This window comes from Anditalea andensis (assembly GCF_000714815.1).
Lineage (GTDB): Bacteria > Bacteroidota > Bacteroidia > Cytophagales > Cyclobacteriaceae > Anditalea > Anditalea andensis.
On record NZ_JMIH01000014.1, the window covers coordinates 89,569 to 102,761 of the forward strand.

Consider the following 13,193-nt stretch of genomic DNA (forward strand, 5'->3'; position numbering starts at 1 on the left):
CCAGGTTAGGAAGAGAAGTCTTTTCATAGGATGAATAGCCAGTATAAATCATTCTAAATATTTATTTTTTATTAATATACGTACTATTAATTCAGAAAACACTTAATATATTTTAAATTAAGTTCATTTAAACAATAGAATATCTTATGAAAAATCTAACAATCTTTGATGCATCCTTTCCCAGTTTTTATTAAGGTTAAAGGAAGATTCTACCAGTTTACGGCCTTGCACCCCCATCTTAATACATAGGTCATGGTCCCTGATCAGCATAGACAAATAAAAAATCCAATCTTCTTCTGAAGCAGCTAAAAATCCATTTATGCCATGTCTAACTACATCAGTATTCATTCCCACTGGGGATGCCACTATCGGTAAGCCGCAGGCCATATATTGGATCAATTTATAGGCACATTTTCCCTGCTCCCAATCCGAATCAGGCAATGGCATTATACCCACGTCAAAAAAATGAAGGTAGGAAATTTCATTCTCTTCTGACCAAGGCAGACATTCCCATTCTCCTTTAAAATCCAATGATGTCTCTGGACCAATCACCATTATTGTAAATTTCATCATATCATACAGTTTCTCCAGTGAGGGCAGTAAATTATGAAGATATTTGACAGTCAAAGGTGTTCCTATCCAGCCTATTACCGGAAGACTGGTTTTACTTTTTGGCACTTTCATAGCGTATTTATGTAAATCTACTACAGTAGGCAATACTAATGTCTCTTTAGCGCCTGCACGTATTGTCCTTTGGTATAAATAAGAATTACCTACCCAAACCATTTTGGCATGCCGCATGACTATGTCTATTTTATCGCCCAAAATATACTTTACTATCCTTAATTTATGACAGTCATAATTATGAAAAATAGCATCATCATAATCTACTATATATCCTTTATTACAGAACTTTAATAGAAGTTCCGCATATGCAGGTAAGTAAGGAAAGATTTCTTTTTCAATATATATAATATCATATTTCAAAGCATTGACCAACGTCCATAACCTTCTACAGTAACATTTCACCACATTATAATAATCAGGTGAATTATTTTTATAGATGGCGCTTAGATAGTCATCATTGAAAAAAGAGGACACGGTCACCTCATATCCATGCTTTTCCCAGAAATTCAGGTATTGGAAAGTACGCAACCGGCTGCTTGCACCTAAACGGGTATATTTGGGCAGAAATAATATCTTTTTCAAAAAAATCTACTCATTACTTTATGTCAATATTGATGTACTTCATTTCCCTTTGGCAAAGGAGATAACTTGATATGCATACTTTTAAGTGTTTTACATCTCAACAAAGTTTTTCGTAACCTTCTTTCTTTTTGGTATGAAATAAGCCAAAAACAGAAAAGTAAAAAATAAATCATAGTCATGTTTTTCATACGCATAATAGCACCTAGATTCCCCAAGCTATTGGCGAAGGCCAGTAAAGTAGGAATAAAAACAACCATTCCCGCTTTAAGAAATACAGGCATATCCCTTAAAGCTTCAGGAGACCAATTACGGTAAATATAAAAACTTAAATAAAGATAAACTGCGTTTTCACATGAACTTAAGAATGCCATAGTATTATGTGCATCAATAAATAACGGCCTAAACATATAAGTGAATATCCTTAAAGGAAAAGAATTGGAGGAGACATCTATCCCAGACTTTCCTGAAGCCAAAAGTCCAGCAGTCTTATTGGCCAATGTTTCCATTTCCACTATAGAAAATTCTTCTAATTTTAAAAACTCTAAGGTTGAATCACTGAGATAAATACTAACACCGAACGTAACCACACCTAATATATATTTATACTCTCTCCTAATTTCAGTACTAAACAATATAGCCACAGAAGCAGATGCTATCAGTGCCTGCCCCATATGTGGTCTTGTCATATAGACAAAAAACAATGCAACCAATCCTTGCCACCATTTTGTATTATAACTTTGCAATGCAAAAAGAAACCAAGCTATCCCCCAAAAGGCTATGGAATCCTTCCCTACACCTGCTGTCCAAAAATGAAGGTTAGGAAAATAAAAGACCAGTGGAAACAGGCGTATGTTCATGATAGCATGGTTTTGGGGAAAATTTACCGCTGTCATGATAAAAACATACCGGATACCTATAAAGCCCAAAGCACCAAATATTAAGTTGCCTGTTAAATAACTCAACCCTATTATTTGGCTAGGAATATAGGTCATCCATAAAACAAAAGTGGTGCTGGTGCCGAAATACCTCCACCAAAACACATCACCCCTGATCAAAACCTGTTGCATTGTAAACCGCCAATATCCCTGAGAATCCCCACCAAACTGTAATATATACCAAGTGAAAAAAACAGAAAAACAAAGGTGATAAATAAGAAGGTAATGAAGGTGCTGTGAGTATTTTTTAGGCAAACCATATGCATTGGATATTCCATCATTTGTACGGACCAAAGCCGTAACTATTACACCTAATATTATGATGTCTAACAAGCTGAAATTAACTTTTTCATTTACCTAGCAATGTTTTATAAAGCATTTCCAGTTTTTCTTTATAAATATCTATAGTATAGCTTTGAATAGCTTTTTTGTATCCTGCCAGACCCATTTCATACCTAAGTTCAGGATTCTGAACCAATAATTTTACTTTTTCAGCCAGCGCTAAAGGATTTTTTGGTTTAACAAAACATCCCGTAATGCCCCCTTCTACAATATCCTTTAGGCCTCCTACCCTACAGGCTATGACTGGCAACTTATGAAACATGGCTTCCACTGCTACTAACCCAAAGCCCTCCTGCACTGATGGGATGCAAAATATATCCATGATACCATAAAACGGATGCGGGTTTGACTGATACCCTAGAAATAAAATCCGGCCATTCAACCCCAAACTGCTAACCTGCCCTTTTAGCTTATTTAAATCTGGACCATCCCCTATTAGAATACATTTTACTGAAGGTACTGATAACAAATCAATCGCATCAATAAGATCTGAAAATCGCTTTATTTCATTATGCATTCTTCCCACAGAACCTATTACTATATCATCAGGTGCTATCCCTAGCCTTATTCTAAGGTTAGATAATTCATTTAATGTCGAGAAAGGGGGAATTGCTAGACCATTTGGCATTAAAAGTGTTTTATTATCTGAAACCTTTATTTTATGGTTTAGATATAGCATCACTTCAGGAGATATCCCCAGGACTACATCTGCGATCATAGCATATAGTTTCAGTAACAAATTAGCTTTACGAGATCTGAATTGAGGATCAGATGTTTCTTCTAAAATGGCTACAGGCACCCTTCCAAAAATTTTTCCTATAACAGCCATAGACATCCCTTCAAATACGGCCCCGTGTATTATATGGGGATTATACTCCCTGATAAATTCTAAAAGTTTTCTATAAATTTTTAATTCAAATGGATGGTCAAAGGTACCTAGCGGAACTACTTTAATGTTCAGGTCTTGAAACGCTGTGAAAATGTACCCCTTGGCCTGCGTACATACTATGGCCAACTGAAATTCATCGGAATTAAAGCATTTGGCATATTGGAGCCTCACCTGCTCTACCCCCCCAGATGATATGGTTTCAATACAATGAAGAACTCTAATCATTACCTATAGCTGACAATGTAAATCTCATAGCAATGGGGTATTCATCGGTATTTTGGGAGAAGGAATATTGTAAATTTCCATCAATCGTACCATATGATTTTGCAGGGAATATTTCCTTATGGAAATTTGTGCTATCTGGCCGATTTTTTTACGCATAGATCCATCCATCTCTATAAGTTTGACCATAGCATCTTTAAGCTGACCAGGTTGGTACGGATCAATAAGATACCCAGATTCACAATCGATGATTATTTCACCAGGCCCGCCTTGATTTGTCACGATACAGGGCAATCCACACTGCATAGCCTCCACAAGTGAATTAGAAAAGCCTTCGGAAAATGAAGGTAAAACAAATGCATCAGCTGCAGTTAAATATGGTTTCACATCCTGTATGAATCCGAAAAATATAACCTGACTTACAAGACCTAAATCTTTGACCAGCAATTCCAATAACCCCCTTTGCGGCCCATCTCCTACCAGCCATAATTGTAAAAAATCTCTCTTATCTTTACATATTTCGCCAAATACATTTATAAGCGTCTTTAAGTTTTTTATCGGTACTAGTCTACAGGTAATAATAAATACAAAAGTTTTTCCCTGGTTGACCTGAGTTCCAATCCTCGAAAAATCCCGCATATTTTTTCTATTAAAGACCTGATATATCCGCGAATCTAAGTTACTTGAAACCACTGATATGGTATTTTTAGCAAACATACATCCCATATCCAATGGGTTATATATTACTTCTACTTTATTTGCTTTCACCTCCCCTAAAGCTATTAGTCTTTGCTTTACTGATTCGGATATAGCCAGAACCTTATTGGCATTTAAATAGACCAATTTAAATAAACATGCCCAAAAGAAACTATGATTCGGAAAACCTATTTCTTCCCCTATTCTTAAGGGTATTCCTGAAATCTTAGCTGCTACCAGACCATGAAAATTGGCTTCTGCACCTGATGTATGGATAATATGAGGTTTCGTTTTCTTAAATATTTTTATTAAGCGGAAAATTAAAACCAGGTTAGGGATCCTTATCGAATGGTTCATTACTTGGACCAATACCCCTTCCGATCTTAATGAGCGCTCTTTAGCACCCCCTTGGCCCAATGCTATTATGCCTAGGTCTATCATCCTATTGTTTTTAAGACTTTTTGCTGTGAGATGTACCCTTTGTTCCAAACCGCCAAAATCAAGTAAAGGAACAATCCTGATCAATTTTATAGGAGAATCCGACATTTAAGTATAGTATAAATATGTAAAAACCCTGATCAAATACATTTGATGACTTATAAGTTTATATCCATTTGCCAAAACATGATTGATCAAGTAAATCATTAGGTACTTCATCAATATCATCTTTTGGTATCGCTGCCATTTATCAAATAAAAATACTCTATCCATGCCCCGATGCTTATAACCATACATACTATAGAGATAGCTAAAGCTTCTTTAAAATTAACGGTAAACAACTTTTTGACTGAAAAACGGAACCTCCTCCATGTAAAATCAGCTACATGCCCAAAAAATCTAAAATGCCTATTGTTATATTTACGTAGGTACACCCCTCCCAAAAGCCGCCTATATTTATAATCCAGTTGAAAAACAGTATTTCTGGCAGGATGACGGACTATAACCTCAGGAGCATATATGACTTTATATTTATTGGATATTTTTTTTGATAGATCGGTATCGCCATTTGATTTTAATTTTGGGTCAAATCCTCCAAATTTCTTCAGGACACTTTTATATGAAAACCAGTTTCCGGCACCACAAGAGCCTTCTTTAGTATATGCAAAAAAATCAAAACCTGTATATTTTTCATAAATTTCTGCCAGTGTCAATGCGTTGGGATTTTTATAAAATAAAGGGACATCACCTGCAATAATCCCTATAATTTTATCCTTATCATTCTCAAAATACTGATACGCATTAATTAACCAATCAGGGTCCGGTATGCAGTCCGAATCGGTCATTGCGATGATATCCCCTTTGGCTGTATAAATACCTTTGTTTCTAGCGGCATATGATCCGGGTATGATTTCATCTATCAATTTTAAGTTTAAGCTGGAATAATATACTCCTGGTAGTTTAATAGAAAGGTGGGGAAAATTGTTGACAATTATCACTTCAAAAAACCCAGGATTCAAAGTTTGTCCTATTAACCCGTCAAGGCATTTCAAAAGCCTTATATCATCTTTATAGGTGGGAATGATAACAGATATTATCACCTAAATTTTCTGATTATATTATGTGTGATAAATGGAATAACTTTACGGGACTTTCTACGCATGAATGAAATATTCAACCTAATTTTCAATAAAAATGATGCTTCATCTTTTTTCAAAAATCCAAAAGCGTCATACATATCTATGTTTTTGAAGAGCCAGGCCCTGCCAAAAAACCCTGTGCTGATGTTTAATTTATGAACAGTCATGCACCACATAGGATAGCGGCTATAAATTTCTAGCTTATCCGGATCATTTGAATAATCCATATGTTTTTTGTAAAAAACTGACTTGATCATCCCATTTTGAATCTCCTCTATTAAACTTATAAATGGATTATTTTTATGGATAGCGGTTCCGAATGCACCTCTTCCCATCAGGTATGTACCCCCATAATTAAAGTTTATAGCAAGATGGACCTGTTTCTTAAAACAGGACTGAATTTGCAATACAAAATCCCTATGAATCATATCATCACTATCCAGCCGTGTAGAGATGATGTATCCTGTTCTGATCTCAATTAAATTTTGAAAATCTGACAAAAAGTGTTTTCCAATATCTTCAAAAGAACCCCGTCTGTAATGAAACCTCACAAAACCATGAAATTCCTGTATTGCTTTTAGTTTTGACCTAATCGACTCCGGGGTCCTTTTGTCCAAATAAACTATCCAGACGAAATTTTTACAGCTTTGATTTAATACAGAAGGCAAACACATTTTAATGAAAACATCTACCCTATACTTAAGCCACTGATCAGGAGACCATCCCAATTTATTCCCTTTTTCGTAATAACCGAGATTTATTTTAGTTATAATAAAATGTTTAAAAATATCACCCATTAAACAACACCTCTATAATAAAATTTTATTATTAATTTATGAATCTAAACAACACCACATACAAAATATGACATAATAAAAAATTTTATATATCTATAAAAACACCTCCTATGGCATATTAAAATAAACATCGTTATTCTAACACTCATATATAATATAATGCTTCGCCACGTCAGCCACATCAGCTGGTACGATAAGACACATCCTAAAACAATAATAAGTTATATTATTCATAAATACACATATAAAACCATTAAATAGACAAATAAATGCAACTTAAGTATTTAATCAGTTTTGAATGGTGATTAAGCATAGAAAAATCATATGCGTCATTCCTTGGATTAAAGGACGGAATAAAAAAAGGAATACAATAAACTAAGTTTAGCTGTTAATTAGTTTATTCCCGGAAACCTTCTGGTTTCTGGATAGTATTTTTATAAAAGTAAGGGAAATGTCGGATCATGCTAACAGCATGAAGCGCAGCTAACTTTGGGGTAGCATATTCATCTATATACCTGCCCAAAAAATGTAAAAATCTATTGGTATAGGGTAACAGCGTGTCTTCCCCGATATGATCCAGTTTATGTCTCGGCAATATCTCTATAAATCCCGCTGCCAATCCACTAGGAATTAACATATTAGATCCGTGGATACCAATCACCAAGTGACTCTTGGCATATGTGCTGTTCCATTTTTGCTCTGTTTCATAACTAATTTCAAAAACCCTCAAGTCAGTGATTTTAGTCCATAACTTACCGGTTTTGCCTAACCCAGTGGCAAAAATATGAGCATGGGGAATTTTATCTAAAATATTCTTTGCAGTTCTATTAATTAGATCATTTTGTCTGGAAACCAAAAAAAATTTCAGGGTTTTAATTTTACCTATTTTGGTAAAGGCATTTATAACTATAGACAATAATTTACTTCCATGCCAAAACCTGTCTTCTCTTAAGACAAAAGTAATACATGGTCTTTTACTTGAGAATGTGGAAAGCTCAAACCTGGAAATTCTGAGCATTTTTTCTACATCTACATATAAAGACTGATCCAAATGGGTATAAGTTTCACAAAGAAATACCCTATTAAACCTTAATAATTGATCCTTTATCCATTTATCCAGATTCTGAATCCTAATATGACAAAGCTTCAGGGGTAAATGGACCAGCCAAGCTTCATCTACCCCCTCCGGCAGCAACCATCTAAATTGGGAAGGAATCAGCACTATAACTCTTACATCTTGCTTATTGTCCATTAGTGAATATGTATTCCAAAGCTTGGTAAATACATGACCAAAGCAGTTATCTAAGCAATTTACAATCACCACTTCTTTATGCAACTGTCTAGAGGTCAGTGTAAACGTAACTTTTCTGGCACTCATTTCTTTCATTCCCTCAATCAGCGGCATAGCCAGCCAGTCTTTAGCCCGGGGCACATATGATACAAACTGATAATCTTTGGAAAATTGGGTCGGAAAATGGGCATCATGACCTATAGGTATGGTTGCAAAATAATCTAATCCACATCCTTCACACATCTCCTCTCTAAGGATATGCATTCCCTGAAAAAATAGTTTCCCACTAGAAACTGATTCATATCCACATGAAGGACACTGTATAGAAAAATTGGGTGCAGGTTTTATCTCAATCATATGGTCACCATTATCTTAAGCCAATTTATATAATCAAATGATACAATAAATTTAAAAACAGAAAGGGTATAGCAATCTACTATTAGTTGTTTAAGATGTTCATAAACTGTAGCAGCGTAGGAGTGCCATGTAGCGCATGATCGCTATACAAGCCACTACCTGATCATGATCTGTTTCTCTTGTATGTATTACGGGTATAATAGAAATCTGATCGAAATAATAGTGCTAAAAATCAGGTTGGCCATTGGGACCTATTATAACTGGAATCTAGATTTCCCAAGATCATCCTGATAAGATTTTCCGATTTGTTTTGCAAATCTTATCCCATACACCACTAATGGAATAAGAATAAAATATCCCTCCTGCACCTACGGAAGGAATGTTCAGAACATTCATCTTTTCGGCTTTCCGCCCTCTGGATCCTCAAAACAACTCCTAATCTCACACAACAATTACTATTGACCAAATCCCTATTTCGGTTACACCATATCCCTTTCCAGTATTACGACTGTATCCTACTAAGTATACATCTATACCCCTTATAATTTATACTAATTTCCCAAAAAGATAATCTCAAAAAACCGGAATGAACTAATTTATAAATAATAATTGATTAAATGAAAATACAAAGGTAATTATTTATACGCTATAGAAATATCAGGTCTGCTGTGCCCCCTTTTCAAAAACAGGCTCTCCTTATCATTAGGTTTATTCAAAGGAACTATGACTGGAATAATCAGCTATGCCATTCCAGAAGCTGCACCTTAATGTAAAATTTATAAAAAATATAAAATGTTTTAAACCCTAAAATTCAACTTATCTAAGGTAAATTAATTTTTATTTTTCAAGAAAAAATACAATTTATTCTAAACAAATCTTGGAGATTTTAATTATACATATAGGTATAATCATATAATAGATTAATTCATAAGCAAAATATAAAATGAAGATATTCAAGAAAATTTTAAAGATTTTGGGATTTATTTTTCTTGGAATTATTGTGCTTTTAATCATTGCTTCGGTGGTGATAGATCCCATAGCCAGAGATTTTTTGGAAGACGAAATTAATCAGGCTGACCAAGGCCAATATGATGCTCAAATAGACAATGTGAATGTATCTATCCTCAGAGGGAATTTTGTAATAGAAGGTATCAGTATACAAACAGATACCATACAGGCTCGGGAAAATGAAACTCCTGTTATCAACCTAGATGCAGGAGAAATTTCCGTTTTTGGTTTATCATGGCTGCAGTTTTTGCTGTCCGATAAACTTCAAATAGATAGGGTATCCTTTTTAGACCTAGTGCTGGAAGCGAAGGTTAGAACGGTAGAAAATGGTGAAACCGACGAAGATACAGGACCTTTTAGATGGGAGGATTTAGATATATACCCCATGGTCAAAGATCAGGTGGACCGTATCAGATTAAATGATCTGAATTTTAACAATTTAGATTTAACTTTGATAAATGTTGAAACCATAGACACCCTAACTTTTGAAGCGGAGGAATTTAATGTGGGAAGTGATGACATACTTATTGATGCAGATAGGGTTTTTACAGATGCTAGGGCTTTTTATGCTTCTGCTATAGACATACAAGGTAAAGATGTGGTAATTAACCGCACTGGTGAGCCACAGTTTAACTTAGAGATGGGGTTGATAGAATTTGCTACCCGAGAAAGCGATTTTGGTATGTTATCTAAAAACCTGAAATTCTTTAAACATGGCGAAACCAAAGAAGATACCGTACTGTTTGCCGGATATACTGAATTTAACCTGACCGATCTGGATCTAAACCGGGTACAGGAAGATAGCCTAGGTAAGATTGGGACCGTATTTTTAAATGAATTGGCCATAATCAATAATTTAGACCTTAATCCTGATGCAGAAACTTCAGATAATATAGAAAGTGACCCCTTCGATTTTTCGAAATTTTCTTTAGCAGATCAATTACCAGAACTTCTAAAGAGTGTAACTATTACTGAAATATCCCTTGAACATATTAATTATAGACAGCATGAAGATCTGAAGATACATGACTTTAGTTTTTTTACCCGCCATATGACGATTGATGAAAAGCCTGCTTTTGCAAATAAGCAATTTTTACATGCTGAGCAATTTGAAATTTTAATAGATTCGGTTCAATATCAGGGCCCTGATAATAATATAAAGTTAAATCTATCAGATTATAAACTGGCTATGGAATCAGGGTTAGGAAGAATGTCTATGAATGATATCAATGCTAACCTATCCTTAGATTTAACTGCAAACACAAAAATAGACCGCTTTAAAATTACTGGAATTAATACCCAAAACCTGGTAGATAAAGTGTTTAAAATAGACAGCATAGCCATGGTATATCCAAGGCTAATTGCTGAATTAGATAATAATCCGGAAGATAAGGGAGCTGACAATGGTAGTTCGGATGCTGAAATGGATTTATACCCTGCTATAGAAAAGGTGCTGGAAAGCTTACAAATAAATACAATATCCATTCAGGATGCAGATATCCGTATGGATGGGGTCCCAGGATCGGGCAAAACTGCTCTTATTCCTCATATGGATCTCACCATATCTGATATTTTTATAGCTGAGGGCACAGCTTTTAAAGACAACAGGATCCTCCACACTGAAGATATATCTTTATCCCTGAAAAACTTTGAAATCCCCCTTCCTGATGATATACATTTTGTGAAGCTCAGAAGTTTTGGATTGAGTACAGGAGATGGATACCTGAATACAGAGGGACTTCTGTTTGATCATATAGGTGATTCAAAAAAACATTTGGAAGATCCAGAAGTAGATCAGGTCTATACCGTAAGTAACAGAAGTTTTTCCATCAAAAATTTGAATTATGGATCACTGATCCGTGAGGTTGGCTTTTATGCCGGTAACATATCTATGGATGGGTTGGATGCTGAGATCTTTGGACAGTCATTGATGGCAGAAGATGAAACTGAAGAATCTAATGGAGGGGAAAATGAATCCATCGCGGCATTTGATGTAAATAAATTCACACTTGTAGACTATTTACCGGAAGGCCTGGACGCCATCTACATTGGAGCCATATCTCTTCAGGATATAAATATATTACAAAAAGATAAATTAAAATTGGGGGGACTTGAATTTGAAGTAAATCAGATGGCGGTGGATAATCGCCCCGCTTTTAAAGAAAATAGATTTTTGCATACCAAAAAATTTAGAATTGCTATAGATACCGTTGGTTTTATAAATGAACATGATAGGCTGCACTTAGGAATAAATGATATGGAATTTGATATATCTCAAGGCCTGGGGAACTTCACAATAGAAAATTTACATGCTCTTCATGAAGATAGAATCCAAGACCAAATGTATATAAATGCAGCCATAGACAATTTCAATATAAAGGGTATAGATACACGTAGCCTGGTTGACAGAAAGTTTGCTATAGATGAAATAAACCTTATAAACCCAATAGTGAGGGCTGATGCAGGTTCGTCTATGGATCAACAGACAGAAGAAGATATTCCTGAAGAAGAAGAGGAGATGGAATTAGACCTTTACCCTTTTATAAATGATTTTTTAGAAGAATTACGCATACATAGGATAGCCATAGTAGGTGCTGAATTAAAAATGTTGGAAACAGCAGGAGATATACAGATAGGTCGCTTACCTGACATAAATTTGGAAGTTACAGATTTGCTGATTGCAGAAGGCACAGCATTTAAAAGTAACCGGGTGATGCATGCCATTGATATTGACTTACAGATGGGCCATATAGATTTCCCGCTTCCTGATGAAGTTCACCGAGTGAAGTTGGATCAGTTTAAAATGAGTACAAATAAAGGTATCCTCAGCATATCAGGACTGGTTTATGATTTTAACGAAAATTACCCTTCCATCATGCAAAATCAGGAAACGAATATGGTTTTCAGCCTAAGAAATGATCTTTTCCAGATAGAAGGCATGGATTTCAGTAACGTTATGAACGATATCAATGAAATAGATGAATTGGGTATCCTACTCGACAAGATACTGGTAGATGGACTCGATGTAAAAGTTCTTATAGATAATAATTTCCCTACTCAGGAAAATGACAATGATGGAGCGCCAACTTTACAAAAAATGATAAAAGATATCGAAATACCCTTTTACTTAGGAGATCTTTCGCTGAAAAACGGACATATCGAATTAAAGGAACTAGCCGAGGGAGCTGAAGAACCTGGCATTATGACCTTAGAAAGCCTATTTGTCAACATAAATAGTTTAACCAATATAGATAGCATTATCGGCAACGATTTACTATCATTTATCAATGTAGATGTGATGCTCATGGGAAATGGGCATTTTCAGACTAAGCTTGCCATTCCTATGCATCATCTTGAGCAGCCTGTCAGATTTTCTGGAGAACTCGACTCATTAGATGTGACCACATTGAACAGATATACAGAATACACTTCCCTATTTGGGTTCGAAAGTGGAATGATCTATACCCTGCTTTGGGATTTTGAAGCCGGAAACGAAGCTGCGGAAGGTATTTTTGGATTGAGTTATGAAGATTTAGTAGTACGGTTAAGCGAGTCAGATAGTCCAGAGCCTGCAGGTTTTTTATGGCAAGTTGGTGCCTATCTGGCTAATGTATTGGTGATAGATACTGATATTTCAGAACATAAATCCGATCCGCCGAAAAAGGTAGATTTTCACAGAGCAAAAGATGATGAAGAGGAAAGCTTTATGGAACATTATATAGCTTCCATAATAGCAGGACTTTTGGAGATAAAAGGTTTTCCCCTAGATATCATCGATCCTTAAAACTTTTTATAACAAAGATGTAACAGTATATAATAATCCACCCACTAGGCCTGTTGTTTTTAAGCGATAGGCCTTTTGTTTGATTT

The 13,193-nt window shown here is 35.2% G+C and carries 8 protein-coding genes; 1 reads left to right on the forward strand and 7 read right to left on the reverse strand.

All coding sequences use genetic code 11. The features are described 5' to 3' along the window. Nucleotides 1-144: 144 nt before the first annotated feature. The 7 genes from EL17_RS04070 to EL17_RS04100 form a co-directional block, all read right to left on the reverse strand. The gene (locus tag EL17_RS04070) at nt 145-1,209 is read right to left on the reverse strand and encodes a glycosyltransferase family 4 protein (protein WP_035070532.1); all 1,065 of its coding nucleotides are present in this window, start codon (nt 1,207-1,209) and stop codon (nt 145-147) included. Between the two features lie 23 nt (nt 1,210-1,232). Continuing rightward, the gene (locus EL17_RS04075; protein WP_164674955.1) at nt 1,233-2,477 is read right to left on the reverse strand and encodes a hypothetical protein; all 1,245 of its coding nucleotides are present in this window, start codon (nt 2,475-2,477) and stop codon (nt 1,233-1,235) included. Between the two features lie 16 nt (nt 2,478-2,493). Next, nucleotides 2,494-3,600, reverse strand: coding sequence for a glycosyltransferase family 4 protein (locus tag EL17_RS04080; RefSeq protein ID WP_035070535.1), 1,107 nt, complete (start codon nt 3,598-3,600; stop codon nt 2,494-2,496). 24 nt (nt 3,601-3,624) lie between these two features. Next, the gene (locus EL17_RS04085; RefSeq protein WP_035070537.1) at nt 3,625-4,839 is read right to left on the reverse strand and encodes a glycosyltransferase; all 1,215 of its coding nucleotides are present in this window, start codon (nt 4,837-4,839) and stop codon (nt 3,625-3,627) included. 116 nt (nt 4,840-4,955) lie between these two features. Next, the gene (locus EL17_RS04090) at nt 4,956-5,831 is read right to left on the reverse strand and encodes a glycosyltransferase (protein WP_240485931.1); all 876 of its coding nucleotides are present in this window, start codon (nt 5,829-5,831) and stop codon (nt 4,956-4,958) included. Further along, entirely contained in the window at nt 5,828-6,667 is an 840-nt protein-coding gene (locus EL17_RS04095; protein ID WP_051719805.1) for a glycosyltransferase, read from the reverse strand. Before EL17_RS04095 ends, EL17_RS04090 begins: the two co-directional genes overlap by 4 nt. A gap of 397 nt (nt 6,668-7,064) precedes the next feature. Beyond that, complete coding sequence (locus EL17_RS04100) at nt 7,065-8,315, reverse strand: hypothetical protein (RefSeq protein WP_035070540.1); 1,251 nt, start codon at nt 8,313-8,315, stop codon at nt 7,065-7,067. 943 nt (nt 8,316-9,258) lie between these two features. Between EL17_RS04100 and EL17_RS04105 the strand changes: the two genes are divergently transcribed. Then, on the forward strand, nt 9,259-13,107 hold the full coding sequence (locus EL17_RS04105; RefSeq protein WP_035070543.1) for an AsmA family protein: 3,849 nt from the start codon (nt 9,259-9,261) through the stop codon (nt 13,105-13,107). Nucleotides 13,108-13,193 lie beyond the last annotated feature (86 nt).